The sequence below is a fragment of the Bacteroides fragilis NCTC 9343 genome, assembly GCF_000025985.1.
In the GTDB taxonomy this organism is placed as follows: domain Bacteria; phylum Bacteroidota; class Bacteroidia; order Bacteroidales; family Bacteroidaceae; genus Bacteroides; species Bacteroides fragilis.
This window is the reverse complement of the sequence record NC_003228.3, coordinates 2,494,386-2,514,784: the sequence shown is the minus strand read 5'-3', so window position 1 is coordinate 2,514,784 and position 20,399 is coordinate 2,494,386. Positions and strand designations below refer to the sequence as shown.

The 20,399-nt window shown below is 42.0% G+C and carries 14 protein-coding genes; 3 read left to right on the top strand and 11 right to left on the bottom strand.

Features of this window, described 5'->3' with window-relative positions; all coding sequences use genetic code 11:
• Positions 1 to 32 precede the first annotated feature (32 nt).
• On the bottom strand, positions 33 to 2,801 hold the full coding sequence (locus tag BF9343_RS10135; protein WP_010992885.1) for an outer membrane beta-barrel protein: 2,769 nt from the start codon (positions 2,799 to 2,801) through the stop codon (positions 33 to 35).
• Positions 2,802 to 3,535: 734 nt separating this feature from the next.
• Between BF9343_RS10135 and BF9343_RS10130 the strand changes: the two genes are divergently transcribed.
• Both BF9343_RS10130 and BF9343_RS10125 read left to right on the top strand, forming a co-directional pair.
• Positions 3,536 to 4,270, top strand: coding sequence for an outer membrane beta-barrel protein (locus tag BF9343_RS10130; protein ID WP_008768673.1), 735 nt, complete (start codon positions 3,536 to 3,538; stop codon positions 4,268 to 4,270).
• Between the two features lie 11 nt (positions 4,271 to 4,281).
• On the top strand, positions 4,282 to 5,958 hold the full coding sequence (locus tag BF9343_RS10125; RefSeq protein ID WP_010992884.1) for a S41 family peptidase: 1,677 nt from the start codon (positions 4,282 to 4,284) through the stop codon (positions 5,956 to 5,958).
• A gap of 195 nt (positions 5,959 to 6,153) precedes the next feature.
• On the opposite strand, the gene BF9343_RS10120 is transcribed toward BF9343_RS10125, so the two are convergent.
• The 5 genes from BF9343_RS10120 to BF9343_RS10100 form a co-directional block, all read right to left on the bottom strand.
• A complete protein-coding gene (locus BF9343_RS10120) occupies positions 6,154 to 6,390 on the bottom strand; it encodes a hypothetical protein (RefSeq protein WP_005787343.1) in 237 nt (78 codons plus the stop codon).
• A gap of 11 nt (positions 6,391 to 6,401) precedes the next feature.
• On the bottom strand, positions 6,402 to 7,577 hold the full coding sequence (locus tag BF9343_RS10115; RefSeq protein WP_005787341.1) for a TolC family protein: 1,176 nt from the start codon (positions 7,575 to 7,577) through the stop codon (positions 6,402 to 6,404).
• Position 7,578: 1 nt separating this feature from the next.
• The gene (locus BF9343_RS10110; RefSeq protein ID WP_010992883.1) at positions 7,579 to 10,692 is read right to left on the bottom strand and encodes an efflux RND transporter permease subunit; all 3,114 of its coding nucleotides are present in this window, start codon (positions 10,690 to 10,692) and stop codon (positions 7,579 to 7,581) included.
• An 18-nt stretch (positions 10,693 to 10,710) separates the two neighbouring features.
• The gene (locus tag BF9343_RS10105; RefSeq protein WP_005803349.1) at positions 10,711 to 11,919 is read right to left on the bottom strand and encodes an efflux RND transporter periplasmic adaptor subunit; all 1,209 of its coding nucleotides are present in this window, start codon (positions 11,917 to 11,919) and stop codon (positions 10,711 to 10,713) included.
• Between the two features lie 507 nt (positions 11,920 to 12,426).
• A complete protein-coding gene (locus BF9343_RS10100; protein WP_010992882.1) occupies positions 12,427 to 12,912 on the bottom strand; it encodes a DUF6769 family protein in 486 nt (161 codons plus the stop codon).
• Between the two features lie 606 nt (positions 12,913 to 13,518).
• Between BF9343_RS10100 and BF9343_RS10095 the strand changes: the two genes are divergently transcribed.
• Complete coding sequence (locus BF9343_RS10095; RefSeq protein WP_010992881.1) at positions 13,519 to 14,466, top strand: IS30 family transposase; 948 nt, start codon at positions 13,519 to 13,521, stop codon at positions 14,464 to 14,466.
• A gap of 538 nt (positions 14,467 to 15,004) precedes the next feature.
• On the opposite strand, the gene BF9343_RS10090 is transcribed toward BF9343_RS10095, so the two are convergent.
• From BF9343_RS10090 to BF9343_RS10070, 5 genes are all read right to left on the bottom strand, one after another.
• Positions 15,005 to 16,021, bottom strand: a complete 1,017-nt coding sequence (locus tag BF9343_RS10090; RefSeq protein WP_005817807.1) for an aldo/keto reductase — start codon at positions 16,019 to 16,021, stop codon at positions 15,005 to 15,007.
• Positions 16,022 to 16,060: 39 nt separating this feature from the next.
• The gene (locus BF9343_RS10085) at positions 16,061 to 17,296 is read right to left on the bottom strand and encodes a DUF418 domain-containing protein (protein WP_010992880.1); all 1,236 of its coding nucleotides are present in this window, start codon (positions 17,294 to 17,296) and stop codon (positions 16,061 to 16,063) included.
• 76 nt (positions 17,297 to 17,372) lie between these two features.
• The gene (locus tag BF9343_RS10080; RefSeq protein WP_010992879.1) at positions 17,373 to 18,443 is read right to left on the bottom strand and encodes an alpha/beta hydrolase; all 1,071 of its coding nucleotides are present in this window, start codon (positions 18,441 to 18,443) and stop codon (positions 17,373 to 17,375) included.
• A 7-nt stretch (positions 18,444 to 18,450) separates the two neighbouring features.
• Positions 18,451 to 19,128 carry a dihydrofolate reductase family protein gene (locus BF9343_RS10075; RefSeq protein ID WP_005794283.1) on the bottom strand — a complete coding sequence of 226 codons (678 nt, stop codon included), beginning with the start codon at positions 19,126 to 19,128 and terminating at the stop codon, positions 18,451 to 18,453.
• Positions 19,129 to 19,222: 94 nt separating this feature from the next.
• Positions 19,223 to 20,386 carry an aldo/keto reductase gene (locus tag BF9343_RS10070; protein WP_032575440.1) on the bottom strand — a complete coding sequence of 388 codons (1,164 nt, stop codon included), beginning with the start codon at positions 20,384 to 20,386 and terminating at the stop codon, positions 19,223 to 19,225.
• Positions 20,387 to 20,399: the final 13 nt, after the last annotated feature.

Here is a 20,399-nt window from a genome sequence, read left to right as displayed (position 1 = left end):
GTAAATTAAATAGAAATGAAGAGGTGATTCCCCTATAACTGTCTATTAAAACGATACTTAAAAGATACAATGAAACAACTGCCGATCTGCTGAGTATATCGTTCGGACAATCCATGGGATGTAACGTTACGGCTATAGCTCTTTTTCTGACTGAGAATATCCGCCCAATACACAGAAAGTTCAGCTTTCTTATATTTAAGAAAACTCCATGACAAGTGGAGGTTCCAAACTACTTCGTTATCCTCACTTCTATTGATATTGGTACCGTTGCGAAACGTATGGGTTGTCTCACTTTTCAAACGTATATTACCCGGAAAAACGGCGTAAGCGGTCAATCCGAAAGAATAATCACGAATATAATTGTTTGTTTCCCTTAAAAGATTCGTAGAATGGCGGAATCGCCAGTCACCGCTCAAATCAAAACCTCCCCATTTAGGTTGGTAGCCTACACGTAGACCGGCATTATACAGTCGATTATGGGTAACGCTACGTTCGGGCTGTTCTCGTTGTCCATCGTTTACAAGACTCACGCTTTGGATAAATGAAGTACCGGTACGTGCAGACAAATTGAAGTAATGATTAATACGCTTTTGATAACGCATGGCAGCTTTTATATTCCAATTCCCGTTGACATTCACAGGACGGCTCTCAATACCTCCTGTCTGACTGTCATATATCACAGCCCTCGTCACATTGTTCAACATGCTCGTCCAATTCACGTCACCGCTTAGCCCGGTTTTCGTATCCCGAACTTCAAACCTTACCTTTTGGGTGTATGAAGATTTTAGATCGGGATTCCCACGAATGATATTCAAAGGGTCACTGTTGTCTGTTAGCGTAAGCAATTCTGCCAGTCCTGGTTGTTGAGTATTCCCTTCATAACTTAGTTGCACCCATGTCTTTCTTTTGCGCCATAAGATGGTAAGAGTGGGATGATAGTTTACAGAATATCTCAATGTATCAGCCTGTGTCCACCCTGTCTTTTGGTCAAGAGTTTGTCGTTTGGGTGTAACGGACAAACCGATAGTAATCTCCCACGTTTTATCAGTATAATTAAGATTAAGGGAAACTCCATGTGCCATCGTATGACTACGACTTTTGTTACTCAAACTATCGGTATATTCCACTTCGTAACCTTTCGGAAAATTACCGGTAGGTGTATGTTCTTCACCGTCTATCACAGGAGAAAGAACGTAAGTGTTACGGTCACGACTTTGGTTATCCAATTTAAATATGTATGACAACTGCGCCCTCAAGTTCTTGCGAAGTATTTGTGTCAGTATTAGTCCCAACTTAATAGTACGGTTTCTGTTCGGACTTTCTTGATATTGGTTACGGTAGAGTATAGAGTCATTGCCCTTTACATTCTGTAACTGATAATAGGTAGTGGATGATAAAGAGAAAGCTTTATTGTTGCCTCGTTCCTCCGAATATTGAACGGTCAGTCCCAAACTTGTACCTTTTGCATTCAGTCGTCGGGTAATGTCAGCACCGATAGAATATAGTCGGTTAATGCTTGATGACCTCGAAGTCATACAGATGTCATTCACCCGTATACTATCCTCAATTTGCTCACTCGCGTCTCTATTAAAGGGACTTGTTACATCTAACTTTGGATCTGCATTATAAGTAGCTTGCCTGTTACTATCATCATTAATACCTTTTAGAGCATTAAAACTTCCCGAAATATTAAGCAAGGTCTTTTTGTCAATGTTCCATCTCGCACTTAACATGGCACTTATCATACGATTCGTATGATAACCATTATCGGTCGCATACCGATAACGGTTTCCTGTCATCAGGTATTGCTCATAATAGGAAGTCCCGTTAATACCATTAATCGCATTGTTGTACATGATATTCCCATTGATATGTACTGTTTCTCCAAACTTCTTCAAGAAATTGACCGCTATGTTGTCTTGACGATTCTTTTTATTCTCAGTGGTTATATCACGATTACCACTCTTGGCAATAACGGACAGGTTTTCTCCATCAGCTTTGAAAAAGTTGCTTATTAACTCTGCCTCTTTCTTTTTCTTATTTCCCTTTCCCACAGCAACCGAAGTTATCAACGTACCATTAAGATCTTTTTTGGTTTGCAAATCGAGCACATAGTTTTCATCAACAGTCCTGACTCCGGTAAACTTTTCCATCTCACTACGCTTATCATAGACCTTTATCCTACTTATTAAATCGGCCGGCAAGTTTTCTAATGCCAATACATGATTCCCTGAAAAAAAAGCCTCACCATTCACATTGATTTCGCTAATGACAAGACCGTTGTATGATAAGGATTTACTTCGGTCGTCGTATTCCAGTCCCGGAATCTTTCTCACTAACTCCTCCAGATTTGAGCCTTCTGGAGTCCGGTAGGCATCAGCATTAATTACGGTCGTATCCCCTACCATATCTATCTCTTTGACGGGAGCAGTCACCAGCACTTCGGCCAGTTTGATACCACTTTTCATCAGAATATGTCCACAATCAGTATCCATCATATGCAGATCTAACTTCCGAAAGATAGTTGACATACCGATATAAGATATCCGCAACAAGTATTCCATTCGCTTTTGTGGTATAAACTCCAACTTGAAGCTCCCATTTGCATCACTCGCCATCCCCTTTACAAAAGCGGAATCCTTTCCTTCCAAAACGACCACGCTTGCATAAGGCAAACTTCTCTCTATCGAATCTTCGGAAAGAACGCAAACATGTCCTTTGACTATTTTCACCTGCTGAGCGGACAGGGTAGCTGAAAATAGCCATAAAAAGCATAAAAGTATGTTCATTCGTATATTCATTCCGAAGAAAACTAAACAGACGCAAAATTAGACAGTTTTCATTGGCTGCTCAATACCTTAAAATAGGTAATATGCCGATAATGCTTTACTATCCTTTTCAAAAAGGACTAATAATTCACGCTAGGAATGGAAATTCTTATCATGGCACTAAATCTGTAGCTTATTTCATTTAAAAAATTCAAATCAAAAAGAATCGGTCTGCATGCGGCACGTGATAAAGGAAAACAGAAACGATATCTGGGTATAAACATCATGGGTATAAATACACATTCTATCGAAATGAAGAATAGGAAATCCACTTAAAAGCATCAACATATGAGGCAATATTATCAATATCATCTAACATATTTATGGTATTTTTCATATAAATCCTAAAAAAAAGCAATGAAATGTGTTTGTTATGTGTCTTAGAATAATAGTTTTGCGAAATGTAGAAGTTCTTATTTTAATCAAAACCTATATTATTATGAAGAAATTTAAAATTTATAGAGATAATCAGCATATGGACGAATTCTTTCTAAAAAAGGGATTTGTCAAGTGATATTGCCAGCATAAGATATTTACTATTGCTGAGCATGCTATGGATATGAATAGCATACAACTCCATAGATGATTAAATTGTTGTGCATTTCTCGTGACAACCATTCATATACACTCAATACCTGTTCCTACTATACCTAATATTTTATCCATTATAAATTATTTATTCCGAACCATAACAAACAATTGGTTCTATGTTTAATTTAAACATTAATTTTATGAAAAAACAATTAGTAATTTTCATTCTGCTAGGAATTATTGCAATTCCTTCGTCAGTAAAAGCACAGAAACTAAAAGTTAGTTTAAGTGCCGGTCTATCCAAAAGCATTTTGAATAGCGATGTTTCTAATTTGGTCAATACACGTTATAATACCAAAACAGGTGTTGCAACAAGGGTAAATCTTGAATATAATTTTTTTAAAAATTTTATAGTAGGAACAGGACTGGGATTCATACAAAAGAATTATGAATACAAAAAGACGGATAATATTACAGGAACACATACACTGTATAAAAACAACTTTATGGATATACCGTTAAATGTAGGCTTGTATCTTTTTAATAACCCTCATAAAGAAAATGGTATATGGCTAAAAGTTCAAGGTGGCGTCTTCTATGAGTACTTCACAAAAATGCATCGGAAAGGCGAATATCCAATCTTTGCACAATTACAAGAAGATGGTTCCTACATCAAAGCTCAGGTAAATGAAACATACGATTTTAAGAGAAATGAAAACAACTTGAAAAGAAACCTATTCGGGATAGAGGGGACAGGAGAAGTTGGCTATTCTTTCAATAGGATCGACGTTTTTGCTTCATATACCTATCAGTATGGTCTTACCGATATATACAAAGCAAAAACTTCTTCTAATCGTAAATCAAAAAGAATCTCAAACATCATATCGTTAGGCGTTGCCTATAAATTTTAAAATTATAGATTATGAAAGCTAAAAAATATAATTGGACATTACGTCATTCCTTTCTTTTATTTCTTGTGATCTTTATCTCCAGCAGCTGCGTTGAAGATGTTACAGAATCAACCAAAGAACCAACACGGTATACAGCAAACGATATAAAATCATATTCTGACCTGTTTGATGTGTTTTGGAATACAATGAATCAAAGATATAATTATTTTTACGAGCAGAGCAGTTTTAATTGGGAAACGGTATATAATGAATATGCTCCGAAATTCAAAAAATTGAAAACGTTCAACAGAGATAAGCAGTATAGCAAAGCGGAAATCTCAGAAGATTGTAATAAAGCGATAGAATATTTTACAGAAATCATAGATCCCATCATAGACAGGCACTTCTATGTAAAGATTTCACTTCCTGTATCGCATAGTTTTATCAGAAATATCTACTTTCATGGTGGTATGAAGAGTAAAGAAAAGATATATACTTACCCTTTTGAACTCAAGTATGAATACATGAGATCTAAAATACAATCTGAAACAGGAGTATTCGGACAGGCCAACGATATGTTAGGTGGTTTCTTATCAGACAATCCTGACATATATTACTTCAGCTTTAAATCATTTACAATAAGTAATCATTATATATTGTCATTTGGCAGCGAATACTTGGATATAGACGATAAAAGTCCGTACTATTTAACAGAAAAAGAGATCAGAGATACTGTCGAAGCGAATAAAATTAAAGACCCCGCAGTAAAAAGTGCCCTAATTGAGAAATCGATAGAATACATGAATAAGTTTAACTCCTTCATGAGGTCTGAAATCGCACAAGATGCAATAAAAAAAATAGCGGATTTTAATCAATCAGAAAATCCAGACAATAGTTTTATTGAAGCATTATCCAAAGCAAAAGAAAATGCGCCTGATATAAATATTGAATTATCACAGTTAAGTGGTTTGAAAGAATTTAGATTAAATCCTAATTATACTACATGGTTTAAACAGCGCTCAACCGAACATTTACAATTAGCATGTGAATATACCGTCTTTCTATCAAACATAGATAATGTCATCAACAATCAATATAAAATAGATTTCTATAGAAACTTTTTGGTACCCCTCAAAGTTGGAAAAATAAAAAAGATAATACTGGATCTTAGAGGAAATGGTGGCGGTATGGTACTTGATGCAAGAACATTTACAGATCGTTTTATCACTAAAGATGCTATATTTGGTTACCAAAGATTTAAGGAAGATAATAATCCATTCAGTTATACCCCATGGATACCTTGCATGACAAAAACAACAGGCATTGGGATAAAAAAGGAAATACCGATAGTTATTCTTTTAGATAACAATAGTGCTAGTATGTCCGAAATCAGCACTTTAATGTTAAAAAGCCAAGGAAAACATGTCACAGTCGTAGGAGGCTATAGCGCTGGTGCAACTGCTGGATTGGGAGATTCGGATCAATTCAACGGAGGAATAAGAGGAAAGGTTAGTGACTATTTAGAGTTTTATATGCCTTTACTTGCAATGCAGGATGCAACCCATACTGTAATAGAAGGAATAGGTATCAAACCGGACCTACTAGTAGACCCACTAACAGAAGATGAAGTTCGTGAAATGGCTCTTTCACCTTTTACTCATATTGATCGTACATTAAAACAGGCAATAGAAGTCTTGAGCAATAATTAACACTTCTTTTTACAACTAAAACCGATGAGGTTCGAAAACCTACTAAATATTGGTTACCGCATTGATATTCCAATCACGATGTACTCTATTCAGTATACATCTATTGATAGAATATCAAGCGGTAATTTATTAAAAAGTGTGATTTTTTGTAGTCCTGCAGAAACTTATCGTTCATGCAGGACTTCCTAAACCATATCACATATCAGACGTCATACCCCATATGATAACATATAAAAACGCTCCTATTACGCCACCAATAAACATTTCCGGCAATGGATCATAATTTAAAAAACACTCCTCATTTCCACAGCGAGAAATAAAAATCCAAAAACAAGTCCCTGCTATAATCCCTAAAACAGTAGACAAAATAAACAGCCATTTGGCAGACAGACCTCTCCAATTTTGAGAATATGGCTTTTTTAGTTTTCTCATAGGTCGTTTTTTTAGAGTTCAACAGCAGACAAATCTGCCAAAGCCTTTTCAAAATCACGCTCGGCAGCCAACGTCTGATTAACTGTGTCATAATACAGGCCTATCTCAACGATATAGTTTAACAAGGATATCTCACCCACATCCAGTGCTTTCATCAGTAACGCGGTATTATTGAGTGCCTTGAGGGACTCACGATAGGCAATGGCTGTCTGCTGGAGACCACTGGCACGCATATATAAATTCCGGAGCCTGTCATAGAACTGCTGTTTGCTATCCTGCTCTCTGGCCTGTGCCGCCACAACACCGGCTTTAGCCTGCTTCACCCGATTCTTATTCTCCCATAAAGGGATGGAAATCCCCACACTTATTCCCTGATATTTTTGTCCAAGGGTCCTTTCCAGCGAATAACCGGCTGAAAATTTCGGAAGTATCATGGCCTTACCGAGCTTTACCTGCTCCTTACTGACCTCTATCTGTTGCTTTACATATTGCAGTAGCGGATTCTTTTGTTGAGCCGACAGATACCAGTCTTCAAAATTAGCAGGCAGCGAAGCCGGAGAATAGTTGCTCGCCTCAAAAATCACATCCATACCACCATTCAATCGTTTGAGTTCGGAAAGAAGAGCGTTCCTCTCCACTTCTATTCTTGACATCTCCCCTTGCACGGTGGAAAGATTCAACTGAACCTTATTGTACTCCAGAATACTGGCGTCTCCACGATCCAGTCGTTGTCGATAAGCATCGGCTATGGCTTGTGCATGTCGTAACCGGACTTTAAGTTCTTTTTTCAAACCGTTATAATAAACCAGATCAATGCAATATTGCTTCGCCTCCAAAAGCAGGTTAATTCTTTCAGAAGCATACTGAAGTTCTACCAGCTTATTCTGGTTGCCGGCCAAGCGACTTCGCATCCCGGTAAGGGTCGGAATGTCAAAAGTCTGTTTGATACTGAAATCCTGGCGATTACCGATCTTTCCGGGATTTCCCCAAAGATAACCAAACTCTACATCAGGGTCGGACAAGTATATACCTGTCTTATTCCCCAATTTCTGAGCGTTTGTTTCTTCTCTCAATGCTTTCAGGGTTGAATTATTCTCCTCAATGGAGAAAAGTATGCTGTCTATGTTTTCTTGGGCGACAAGTGACACACTTGCCAGCAACACCATTATTAATATAATTGTTCTCATTTTAGTCTTCAGTTAGTTCAATTGTTTCAATTTTCTTTTCTTGTTTACGACTGATATACAGGTATATAATAGGAATAATAAATCCATTGAGGATAGTTGAACTCAAAAGTCCTCCCAAGATAACTTTGGCCATAGGACTTTGAATTTCATTACCGGGCAGTTCACCTCCCAATGCCAGCGGTATCAATGCCAATCCGGAAGACAAAGCTGTCATCAGAATCGGATTCAGACGGTCCAGAGAACCGTGCAGGATACTGTCATTCACAGACATTCCGGAAGCTCTCAGGCTGTTATACCTGTCTATCAACAGCATACCGTTACGGGTTGCAATACCAAAAAGAGAAATAAACCCGATAATGGCCGGGATACTCAATATACCGGATGTGAAATAGATACTGAACACACCTCCAATCAGTGCAAGTGGCAGATTCAGCAGGATTACCAATGACTGAGTCGCACTCTTGAACTCTTTGAACAAGAGCAGGAAAATAACCAGGATAGAGAAAATGGAAGTGATAGTGATAATACGCGAAGCAGCCTGCTCACTTTCAAACTGTCCGCCATATTCAATATGATATCCTTCGGGTAATTGTATCTCACTGTCAACTTTCGACTGAATATCATTTACTACTCCCCGTAAATCACGACCGGCAACATTGGCTGAAATAACAATCTTACGAGCCACATTCTCACGGCTAATCGTATTAGGCCCCATCGATGATGTCACATTGGCAATATTTTCCAACGGCACTTTACGACCATTGGCGTCCACGATCAGCTTGCGTATTCTCTCGGCACTAGCACGACTGGCATCATTCACCTTCAGCGTCAAATCAAAAGACCTATTTTCCTCGTATACCTGAGACACTGCCTCACCTCCCAGCATGACATTTACAATATCACCAAACTGAGGAAGTGTAACGCCATATTTAGCCAACATCTCCCGTTTGGGCTCGATCTTTAACTGTGGACGTTCTACCTGCTGCTCCACATTCAGGTCGGCTACACCTTCAATATCCTGAATCGAATTTTTTATCTGGTTTCCGATTTCATACATCCTGTTCAAGTCCGTACCAAACAACTTTATGGCGATATTAGCTCTCGATCCGGATAACATAGCATTGATACGGTGTGTAATAGGTGCACCAATTTCAATATTCACACCCGGAATAACCTTTATTTTCTCCCGGATTTCTGTCAGAACTTCATCCTTTGAACGCTTGTCGAGTATAAACGGCGCCTCTATTTCGGAAGTGTTCACACCCAAGGCATGCTCATCCAGTTCAGCACGTCCGGTCTTTCGTCCTACAGTCTGTACCTCCGGTACCGAGAGAAGTATATCTTCGGCCATCCGGCCTATCTTATCAGACTCTTCCAGAGAAATACCGGGCAAAGTACTGATGCTCACGGTGAACGAGCCTTCATTGAAAGGTGGAAGAAAACTACGTCCAAAGGAAGCCATCATCACCAACGAAACAATCAAAATGGCTCCGATAGCTCCCAAAACCACTTTCTTATGGCATAACGTCCACCGCAAAGCCATCCCATAACCGGATTTCAACTTACGAACCAAATAAGGGTCATGTTCCTCACCATTGTTCTTTGGTTTATTCAGCAGGTAACTGCATAAAACCGGTGTAAGGGTCAGAGCAACCACAGTGGAAGCAAAAAGTGAAATAACGAAAGTAATGCCCAATGGTGCCAACATCCTGCCTTCCATTCCGGAAAGGAAGAAAAGAGGAACAAAACTGGCTACAATAATCAGAGTGGAGTTTAAGATAGGCATACGTACTTCCTTGGAGGCCTCAAAGACAACTGTCAGAACATTTTTTTGTTCCTCTTTAGGTTTTTGCCTGTTCTCCCGCAAGCGTTTGAATACATTCTCCACATCCACAATTGCATCATCCACTAAAGAACCGATAGCTATGGCAATACCTCCCAAACTCATCGTATTGATGGTAAGCCCCAAAGTCTTCAAAGTAAGAATAGCTACAATAACCGAAAGCGGTATGGTAATCAATGAAATAACGGTAGTACGTATATTCATCAGGAATAAGAGCAGTACAATAATTACAAAGATACCGCCTTCATATAAAGACTTCTGAACATTATCAATCGAATTATTAATAAAACGGGATTGACGGAAAATATCGGTAGTAACCTTCACATCTTTAGGTAATACCTTTTGCAAATCCTCCAAAGACTTATCCAACTTACCGGTCAGATCAAGGGTACTTGTGTTGGGTTGCTTGGTGACAGTCAACAATATACCGGCTTTACCGCGTTCGGAAGCCAGTCCCATCTTGGGAGCCTTAGCACCGATTTTAACCTCAGCAATATTCTCCAGTGTAATGGGTACTTCATCAACATTCTTAATTACAGCCTTACGAAGGGCCTCCACCTTATTAGTGGATAATACGCCACGAACAATAAATTCATTTCCAAATTCATACAAAACACCACCGGCGGCATTCTGATTCATATCTTTCACTACGTCTATGACCTCGTTCAAGCCGATTCCATAATATTTCATCTTACCCGGATCAAGTAATATCTGGTACTCTTTAATATCACCCCCTAAAACTGTTACCTGGGCTACACCGCCAGTAGACAACAAACGGGGACGGATAGTCCAGTCTGCCATCGTTCGCAAATCCTGTAGGGATACACTATCGGAGGTCAAACCGATAATAAGCAACTCTCCCAGAATGGAGGACTGTGGACCTAAGGTTGGCTTACCCACATTGGAAGGCAAGGCGTCACCCAACACAGCCAACTTCTCGGAGACTATCTGACGGGCACGATAAATATCCGTACCCCAATTAAATTCGACCCATACAATAGAAAAACCTGTAGTAGAAGAAGAACGCACACGACGTACGTCAGTGGCACCATTTACAGCGGTTTCTACCGGAAAAGTCACCAGACGCTCCACCTCTTCAGGAGCCATCCCTTTAGCCTCCGTCATCACAACAACAGTAGGGGCATTCAGATCCGGGAAAACATCCACTTCCATATTCACAGCAGTATAAGTTCCCGCAATAATCAACAATAGAGCCCCTATCAGAACAACAATACGGTTGTTCAGAGAGAATTTTATAATTTTATTCAACATGATTTCTTCCTTTTATAATTAATGACTATGCCCTTCGGGCAACACCGATGAACTAGAAGCCAGCTTTACCTGATAAGCACCTTTAACGACCACTCTCTCACCCTCTTTCAAGCCAGAAAGTATTCTCACGTTTTTACCGTCACTCTCTCCGATACCGACTTCACGCTTCACGAACTCCTCCTCTGCTATTTGCAGGTAGACAAAATAGATACCCTGTTCTTCCGTCAATGCAGTAACAGGAATAGAAAATACGTTATTTTGGGGAGTGGTGAGCAGGTATACCTCTACATAAGAACCGGGAATGAAATCACCGATATTATCGAACTCAAAAGTAATCGGGATATAGAAAGAAGATTCAGCAGCGGCTTTGCCAAAGGATAATAAACGCCCGTGAAGATCTTCCAACCTATAAACCTTGTTATTGTAGGATACCATGAAGTTGGCTCCCCTGATTTTCTTAAGTTCATTGAAATAGTTTTCTGAAACATCGGCTCGCAGTTGCAATCTCCGGTTCTTGGAAATTGTAGCAACAGGCTGTCCGACAGTCACGTATTCCCCCTGACTCACCAGCCTGTTTTTGACATATCCACTGATGGGAGAAGTAACTTTTACCCCGGAAACAGTTACATTGGCAGCTTGGGCTTCATAAGCAGTTCTGGCATTTTCATATTTCATACGAGTCTGTTCGAACTCTTTAGCGGAAATAATCTTATCCTTTACCAGACCTTCTGCACGCTGATACTCTTTCAAGGCAGTTTCATAGGCAATCTTGGCTTTTGCCACCGGATCTCCTTCATAAAGATTTTTAGCTGAAATGGTTACAATAGTACTTCCCACACCAACAGTTGCTCCTTCGATGATGTTTTGTCCGGGAAAAGATACGACACCATTGGTCGTGGCGACAATAGTTTCTTCATCTCCTTGGGCTGCCTGTATCTGTCCGCTGGTTCTGATTACCTGTGCAAAAGATCCGGGTACCACATTATATATCTCCAACCCGATAGCTTCCGCCTGTTGCCGAGTGAAAATGATTTCGTCCTCATGTCCCTTGCCGGAGTTCTCTATTTCACTATGGTTGTCTCCATCACTTTCCCGATGATCATGACCGTCGTCATTCCGGTGAACCTCTGAGGAAGAGGCCGAGCGGGTGTCACTCTGTTTCGAATCGCAAGATATCAGGGAGATTGAAGTGGCCGCAGCCAGTATAATAAATATATATATTTTCATTTTTGTTATATTTTAAAGTTGAATTGAAAAGGAAGGACAACCTTGCCAACCATTGTAAAACAACGCAAAGACAAGGCTACTCCCCCATTTTTTTTGTTTGAGAGTTTCCTCTGTAATACAGAATAGTGCCAATAAACAACACGAATACTGAGAATACCCATTCCGGCATCTGCAAGCATATCACCGAACTAATAATCGTTGCCCCCAAGAAGCCCTGTTCAGGCAGCAATGGTCTATCTGAAAGGGAAAATATCGTCTATCCAAAATTTCGATTTCACATTGATTGACAACCTCATATTTTGTTCCATAATTGATTAGCCAAGAAAGTTTTAACCGTGTCATAAACAGTCAGAGCACATATCCCTGTCATTACCGATTCTGGTTCGTTTGGGCTTTCTCCCAAAGTGGTGAAATCTAATTATCAAAAGATAAATATTGGAGGTAACTGATTACAGTTACCGGAAAGAATAGCAGATATTACAGTATTATAAACCCTGCAATAAATACTTAAGAGAAAAAATAGGGAGGAGCACGCAATCCGCTGCTCTCACCCAACACTACGGACGTATAAGAGACAACATACCTATCGTATGTGTTTTCAGAGATTGGTATATCGAAATGAATAGTCAGAATGTCAGCAAACAGATATAGAACCGGCAAGTGGATATTCATCAGGCTTCCATCATGCAGATTACTTTTATCAACGCTGGAAGGAAAAATATAACCAGCTTGTGATACACAGGTGTTTTCATTATGTGCATCTTGCCCCGCCTCATGATCCGTATGCCCATCATTGTAGATATCGTCTTGTTCACATAATTCCATCACCGTACACATCATCTCTTTATGATGGTGATGCGGAATAGCGGAAAGCACTATTAAGAATAGTGTCGCTATGGCAAGTGGATATACGAAAAAGATACGCTTCATCTGTTTGGTTTTTACTTTCGGGACAAAAATAGAGTATATTTCTTGCAACCAAGTTGCAAACATGTTACAATGTTATTTTTCTCAATTTTTTGTTCTAAACCCCATTTGTTATAGAACCTATTATTTTAACTTCACAAACAGATTCATATTAATATATCAAGTTACTCAAAGGCCATTTGGTGGTAAGTTTTCTTTTACTCATGGAATCTAATTCAGTTTTCAGAAGTGTAAACCCTCGTTTATAGTTGACAAAAAAGCAAGTATCCCAGCTTTCTCCTGAAGAATCCATCCGTGAAGTGAAGAAGCGTATTTTATACTAAACCAGCTGAAAATCAATATCTTTAAAAAGTAAGATTTCTGTCTTCAAAAGCTTTGTTTTAACACAGAGTTAAAGCTTGTTCTTTGGATGTGAATAAGAAGTTCTTTAAATGCAAAAGACTTGTTATTTGCGCACAAGAACCTGACAACTGTAAGTTCAAGATAGAAGTGCAAAAACGACAGTGTGTCGTAAGCCCTCAACCATGAAAAACACTGCATTGGTTTGCCTCAGCGGCAGGAGACGCAAAGTCTCCTGAGAGCGGAACCGTTAAAGAGAATACAACAAGCAATGTGAACAAACAGAAAGAGGAGACCGAAATCTCCTCATGATTAGTTAACTTTGCATTGCTTATGTACAAACAACTAACCTCAGAACAAAGATACACAATTTCCGTGTTACTTCAAAAGAAGTGTAGGAAAAGCGAGATAGCGAAAGCTATTGGAGTGAGTAATTCCACCATTACACGCGAACTGGAGCGCAATTCCAGTTCACGTGGAGTGTATAAGTGGGACAAGGCGCAGCGTCAGGCAGACAAACGCAGACATAAGGCTCCCGGCAACCGTTCTGTCAAGCCCTATGTCCGTACTATGGCTATAGACTTGCTGAAACATGAACAGTGGTCTCCGGAACAAATATCAGGCTATTTGGCAAGAAACGGTGTCAGAATTTCACATGAGACAATCTACGCCATCATCCGTAAAGACAAGTACATCGAAAGAGGTAGCTTGTATAAGTATTGCCGGCATCAACTGAAGCACCGTCGCAGACCTGTCGGAAAACATACCATGATACCGGACAGGGCAAGTATACACCAACGGCCTCCTGAGGCTGACGGCAAGCGATTCGGAGACTTTGAGATGGATACCATCGTTGGCGGCAATAATCAAGGAGCCATCCTTACGATAGTGGAACGTAGTACGAACATGCTGTTCATGAAGAAGCTCAAGTTTGGAAAGGATGCTGAAGAACTTGCGAAAGCAGCAATACAACTCTTGTCACCATACAAAGGAAACATCAAGACCGTTACCACGGATAACGGATGTGAGTTTTATGCCCACAAAGCTATTGCCAAAGGGCTTGATTCCACTGTGTATTTTGCTGATCCATACTCTTCATGGCAGAAGGGAGCCATAGAGAATGCCAATGGACTCATAAGACAATATATTCCAAAGTCTTCACCTATAAAAAAAATAAATGACACCGATATTGACGCTATTATGAATAAAATCAATAACAGACCAAGAAAAAAATTGGATTTCTCAACACCATTTGAGATGTTTTCCTCTTACTTGTTGTAAATTTGCACTTGCTTGTTGAATTCACGAACCTGCAAAAGGCGTTAACAATGTTAATTGAAAAAAGGTACAAGGATGAAGATACCGGTTCAGACGGCGTAAACTCACTTCCGAAACTTAAGTTATCTTATTCAGCCTGTGTCTATTTTTTCTTATAAAAGCAAACAAAAAGAACAATTATCAACTTGAAAATAAAGAAATAAAGAATTTACCACCAAATTTAAAGAAGAACCGAAAAATAGACAATCAACACTTTTTCATCCCCGAAAGGTTCGACAGGTTCTTCCGGTTTTTCAACCGGAGATGTACTTGGCAAATCCGTTTAGGGTTCACCTGCGGAACAACCCGTAACGGACAACACAAGCCATACAAAGAAAAATAAGAGTTTCGTTTTCATATCTGCTATTTTTAAGTTATTCCTTTGATACAAAGGTAAAGGCAAAGCCCCGCAACGTCTTTGCTGCGAGGCTCAATTTGTTTTGCCAGGAAGTTCACTACCTTTTTTCTTGATTATTCAGTACCGGACTGAATGTGACTTAATTCACTTATCTGTTTCTTCACTCCATTGTTTACCGAAACTCGTCTGTTCCGTTTCCACACACCCACGATGTCCGTGTACTTTACATTCATCCAACGCTGATTGTAGCTGCCGGAATTCATCATCGGAAAGCGTGACATTCCAAGCTCCCAGATTCTCCAGAATCCTTTCCTGATTCTTGGAACCGGGAATAGGTACGACATTGGGATATTTATGGAGCATCCACGCAAGCGATATCTGGGCGTTGGTAGCATGTTTCTCCACAGCGAACCGATGCAGCAAATCGAGTATGGGCTGGTTGGCCTCGATATTCTCTTTCGATAATTGGGGGACGAATTTCCGCACGTCATCGAAGCCGAACTGATCCTGTGGCGTTACCTTGCCCGAAAGGAATCCGCTTGCAATCGGCGAGAACGGTACGACTCCGATTCCTTTTTCAAGGCATACCGGAAAAATCTCCGTTTCGCAATCGCGTTCCACCATCGAATAGATGTTCTGGACGGCGGATAATGGAGTAATCTTATGTGCCGCCCGTATCTGGTCGGCCGATACTTGCGACAATCCCCAACCACGTATCAGTCCTTCCTGAATAAGCCGTCCCATGACGGTTGCCACATCCTCAAGCCGGACTGCCTCACTGATACGGTGCAGGTAATACAGGTCGATATAATCCGTACGAAGTCTGCTCATGGAATCTTCAAGATGCCGGCGTACCTCCCGGTAGAGATTCGTCTCGTCCGGTTTCGAGAGTTCACCAATATGAAATTTGGTGGCGAGCACCACCTTCTTACGGAACGGTTCAATCGCCTTACCCACCAATTCCTCGTTATGTCCGGCGTAGAATTGTTCTTTGCCATAGGCTTCCGCCGTATCGAAATGCGTGCAGCCGTAGTCGTATGCCCCGCGGATGGCTTCTATGGTATACGCTTCGGGTGGCACTTGCCCGTAACCGTGGCTGAATCCCATACATCCCATTCCTATCGGAGATACTTCCAGCTGTCCTAATTTCCTTTTATCCATACTATTATCTTTTTAGAGTGAGATTATTATTGAATTACTTTATTTCCTTATTTTTAACCACTTCCCATAAGTCAGCATCCGCCAGCCCCATTCCAGAGGCCCAAAGCGGAAATAGGAGAGCCATAGGACACTGAATGCCATCTGGACAAGAAAGACGTAGAAAGCTATGGATTCTGTTCCTGTCAATCCAATGCCGGCCCCCAGTCCGAAGCCGATACCGTAGAAGAGAACCATGCCCCATACCGACTGTCCCACGTAATTAGTCAGTGCCATTCTCCCCGGAGCGGCAAGACAGCGCCACAAGCACCACTCTCTACCATGCAGATACAGGAGACAGATAGCAGAAACGTATGCAAAACCTAAAGGATAGACACTTGCCGTATAGATGGCGGTGTGTGCAGTCGTTCCGAAAGGATGCCCGTTTACCGCACTCCAGGCATAGAGAACGGATAGGGGAAGTCCCAGCAGAAAACCGTATGTCACCGTTTTTTTCAGTAGTACCCGATTGGCCTCAAGATCGGCGTATATTTGCTTTCGTCCGATGTAGAAGCCCAATAAGAACAATCCCAATACCTTAAAATAGCGATTGCCGTCGATAAATTCCTGCAAGCGCACCCATGCACCTTGTACCAGGAATTGAAAGACCCCTCCGTAGTTTTCCGCGTCGCGTAGCCAGATTCCGAAGTTATATTCCGTTATACCATATAAATTGCAATAGTGCTGTTGCATTCGCACTGCGGGAGCCGACCGGGACACTCCGAATGTACCGGCCAACCAATCAATCAGAATAGGAAGTAGCAATAAGACAGCGGAAGTCCCCAGCAACACTCTGTCCGAAACATGCCGGAAAAGAGGGAGCAACATGCCCAATAAGGCATACAACAACAAGATGTCCCCACTCCAGATAAACATCAGATGCAGAAAACCAATGGCGGCCAGAACAATCATCCGCCGGTAAAAAATACGGAATCCGTCCGTTCCCTTTTTAACCGCGTTGCTGATTATGATTGAGAATCCGATACCGAACAGCAGCGAGAATATGGTGTAGAACTTACCGTCCACGAAAAGGTATTGAAGAAAGCGGACTATCTTGTCTATTTCCGCCGTAGGCATAGCCTCCGTAATTTCCGGTTTTTGAAAAGTGTAAAGCGAGAATTCCGGAAAGTTGGCAAAGCAGATTCCCAGCAATGCAAATCCTCTTAGAGCATCGAGGATGACATGGCGTTCCGAGGCCTTCACGGGTGCCATGTCTTTTATGTCTATTTCCTTATTCATTGATTCTTTCTTTTACCGGATTCTCACAAGCATGAGTGGAGAAAATTCCTACCAAATTTTACTAAAAATTTAAAGCCTATTTCTCCTTTAAGGCATTCTTAAAGAAAGCATCTATCTTGTCGAACGGAATCACGTTGAGATTATCGTATAAATCGACATGGTTGGCTCCGGGTATAATCAACAGTTCCTTGTTACTACCCGTCAGCCGTTTGTAGGCATCCTCGCTGAAATAGCGGGAATGAGCTTTTTCTCCATGAATCATCAACACGGCACTGCGGATTTCGCTGATATAGGTGAGCAGTGGCATATTGATGAATGACAATACGCTGGTTTTCGTGATTCCCTCGTTGGAGTTCGGTGAACGGCGATGGTAGCCTCGTTCCGTCTTGTAGTAGTCGTGATACTCCTTGACGAATTGCGGAGTATCGTCCGTTACGGGGTCAAGTACGCCACCATCGCGTACATAGCTGTCATCACGATAATCCTCAGTACGCTGTGCGTTGAGTTGTTCGCGCAATTTGTAACGGTCATCGGAGCTCATGGCGTCGAAATACCCGTTGGCATTTACCCGGCTCATATCATACATAGTGGATGTTACCGTCGCTTTGATACGAGGGTCATTGGCCGCAGCATTAAGTGCAAACCCGCCCCAACCGCAGATGCCTAAGATTCCGATACGTTCCGGATCGACATCCGCACGGGATGTCAGATAATCGACTGCCGCGCTGAAATCCTCCGTACTGATTTCGGGTGACGTAAGATAGCGAGGTGTACCACCACTTTCGCCGTAATAGGAGGGATCGAAAGCAATGGTCAGAAAGCCTCGTTCGGCAAGTGTCTGGGCATAACGGCCTGACACTTGTTCTTTCACCGCACCGTAAGGGCCACTGACGGCAATGGCTGCCAGACGTCCTTGCGTATTTTTCGGCTTGTAAAGGTCTGCGGCAAGCGTAATGCCGTAACGGTTGTGAAACGTGATTTTCGTATGTTCCACCTTATCACTCTGCGGAAAGGTCTTATCCCATTCCTGCGTCAATTTCAATGCTTCCATATCGGTTGAATTTATATATTTTGTTGTTGTCGTTTCTTGTGCCATGACATTCTCAAAGATCAGGAACGTCAATATGGCGATTGCTTGTAACTTCATAGCCGTATTATTTTATTTTATAGCGGAGCCAGACAATATCTGTTTCCCATTGTTCCACACTCTCTAATTTCAGCTTGTACGGGTTACATTCCATACGGGAAATTCCATCGAAAACCGCCGTCTGTCCCTTGCGACCATCAATACCCGGAGCTACCATAATACTTACTTCGTCAATCAGTCCGGCCTCCAGGAAACCGCCACAGATATGCCCTCCCCCGACAATCGCCAAGCGTTCGACGCCGAAATGTTCGTGAAGCAGCTCCATCGCTCCCGGCAAGTCAATGCGTTCCGCACCGGCGGCAATCCACGAAATACCCAATGTGCGCAGCGTTTCCAGATATTCCTCGGACACCCGTTCACTGACAATACAAAGTAGAGGATACCCGTCAGCTTCCCCCTCCTGCCAGCGCAGTTTCCCATAGGTATCGACAATGATCGTATATTCGTCCGATTTACTGGCGACATATACGGATTTATGACCTATTGAAGTTCCCTCCATGGGGGTACTTTCCCCTTTGACGGCGGAACATTCGAGTGCGGTAGTTATTCGTCCTGACAGTTTCGAGCAAGGCCCCAGTTTTTCCAAGGCTATGTAATATTCATCCGTACTCAGTTGCCCGACCATCGGGCAGTCGATGCGGCCATCGACCGAAGTCATCATGTGACTGATTATATATGGTCTCATATTCTTGGTTTTTATTTATAATGCAAAAGTAAGGCAGCTTCTCCGCTCTGCCGGTAGACAAATTACGGATTATACTACCTTATTTACTGATTCTTTATCGGCCTACCTGACGTTGCTGTTCCGCATTGTACCGGTCTCCCACAACGGGAATAGCAGCCACGGCATCCTCTAACTCTTTCCACTCCCCAGAGCTGATGTTGAAGTCGAGTGTGCGCAGGTTTTCCTCCAGATGAGACAGTTTTGTCGTTCCCGGAATCGGTACGATCCACGGTGCTTTCTGAAGCAACCAGCCAAGAGCCACCTGTGCCGAGGTCATGCTCCGTGTACGACCAAAAGCTTGCAGCGCATTTACGATGCGGGTATTCGCACGCATCGCTTCCGGCTGGAAACGCGGCAAGGTCTGACGGTTGTCGTTGTTTACATCGAAGACCGTATATTCGTTGATGCAACCTCCCAAAAAACCACGGTTAATCGGACTATACGGTACAAAGCCGATACCCAACTCCCGGCATACATTGAGAACGCCGTTTTCTTCCACCAGGCGGTGCATCAGATGGTACTCGCTTTGGATAGCTGTCAGCGGACAAATGGCGTGGGCCTTACGGATTGTTTCGGCACTGACCTCGCACATACCCCAGCGTTGCACTTTACCTTCCTTGATCAAGTCGGCAATGGTAGCCGCCACCTCCTCGGCCGGGGTGTTCGGGTCTGCACGATGCTGGTAGAACATCGGCAGTGATTCGAGTCTCAATCGGCGAAGCGACTCCTCGCAATAGCGGCGGATGGTTGCCGGACGGCTGTCCTGACGACCGGTTCCTTTGCCGTCGATGACTTCATGCCCGAATTTAGTCGTTACGTTAATCCGTCCCTTGAATTCGGACAGCGCTTCTCCTGCCAGGTTCTCATTGGTCAATGGTCCATAAATGATAGCCGTATCGAAGAGCGTTACACCGCGATCCACCGCTTCATGCAACAATCGGATACACTCTTTCTTATCCGGGTGTTGGCTGCGGTTGTAAGTCATGCCCATCACGCCGAAGCCGAGTGCTGACACCTCGAAGGCAGCCTTACCCGTACCCAATACACGATGTCCCTTGATATGGGCTGCATCGGTATCCACATCGGATGTTTCCGTTTGTTTCGCTTCTGAAGCGAATACTTTGCCCAATCCCGAAGGCATGGCCATTGCAGCTCCTGCCAATGCAGCCGTCTTGAGAAATCCACGACGGCTGATATCCATTTTATTGTTTTCTTCCATGATTTTATGTTTT

Excerpts from the sequence above, each read along its gene's own strand:
- BF9343_RS10130 (WP_008768673.1), top strand. The coding sequence starts at position 3,536 with ATGTTTAATTTAAACATTAATTTTATGAAAAAACAATTAGTAATTTTC.
- BF9343_RS10095 (WP_010992881.1), top strand. The coding sequence starts at position 13,519 with ATGTACAAACAACTAACCTCAGAACAAAGATACACAATTTCCGTGTTA.
- BF9343_RS10085 (WP_010992880.1), bottom strand. The coding sequence starts at position 17,296 with ATGAATAAGGAAATAGACATAAAAGACATGGCACCCGTGAAGGCCTCG.
- BF9343_RS10070 (WP_032575440.1), bottom strand. The coding sequence starts at position 20,386 with ATGGAAGAAAACAATAAAATGGATATCAGCCGTCGTGGATTTCTCAAG.
- BF9343_RS10105 (WP_005803349.1), bottom strand. The coding sequence starts at position 11,919 with ATGAAAATATATATATTTATTATACTGGCTGCGGCCACTTCAATCTCC.
- BF9343_RS10120 (WP_005787343.1), bottom strand. The coding sequence starts at position 6,390 with ATGAGAAAACTAAAAAAGCCATATTCTCAAAATTGGAGAGGTCTGTCT.
- BF9343_RS10090 (WP_005817807.1), bottom strand. The coding sequence starts at position 16,021 with ATGGATAAAAGGAAATTAGGACAGCTGGAAGTATCTCCGATAGGAATG.
- BF9343_RS10100 (WP_010992882.1), bottom strand. The coding sequence starts at position 12,912 with ATGTTTGCAACTTGGTTGCAAGAAATATACTCTATTTTTGTCCCGAAA.
- BF9343_RS10075 (WP_005794283.1), bottom strand. The coding sequence starts at position 19,128 with ATGAGACCATATATAATCAGTCACATGATGACTTCGGTCGATGGCCGC.
- BF9343_RS10110 (WP_010992883.1), bottom strand. The coding sequence starts at position 10,692 with ATGTTGAATAAAATTATAAAATTCTCTCTGAACAACCGTATTGTTGTT.
- BF9343_RS10125 (WP_010992884.1), top strand. The coding sequence starts at position 4,282 with ATGAAAGCTAAAAAATATAATTGGACATTACGTCATTCCTTTCTTTTA.
- BF9343_RS10115 (WP_005787341.1), bottom strand. The coding sequence starts at position 7,577 with ATGAGAACAATTATATTAATAATGGTGTTGCTGGCAAGTGTGTCACTT.
- BF9343_RS10135 (WP_010992885.1), bottom strand. The coding sequence starts at position 2,801 with ATGAATATACGAATGAACATACTTTTATGCTTTTTATGGCTATTTTCA.
- BF9343_RS10080 (WP_010992879.1), bottom strand. The coding sequence starts at position 18,443 with ATGAAGTTACAAGCAATCGCCATATTGACGTTCCTGATCTTTGAGAAT.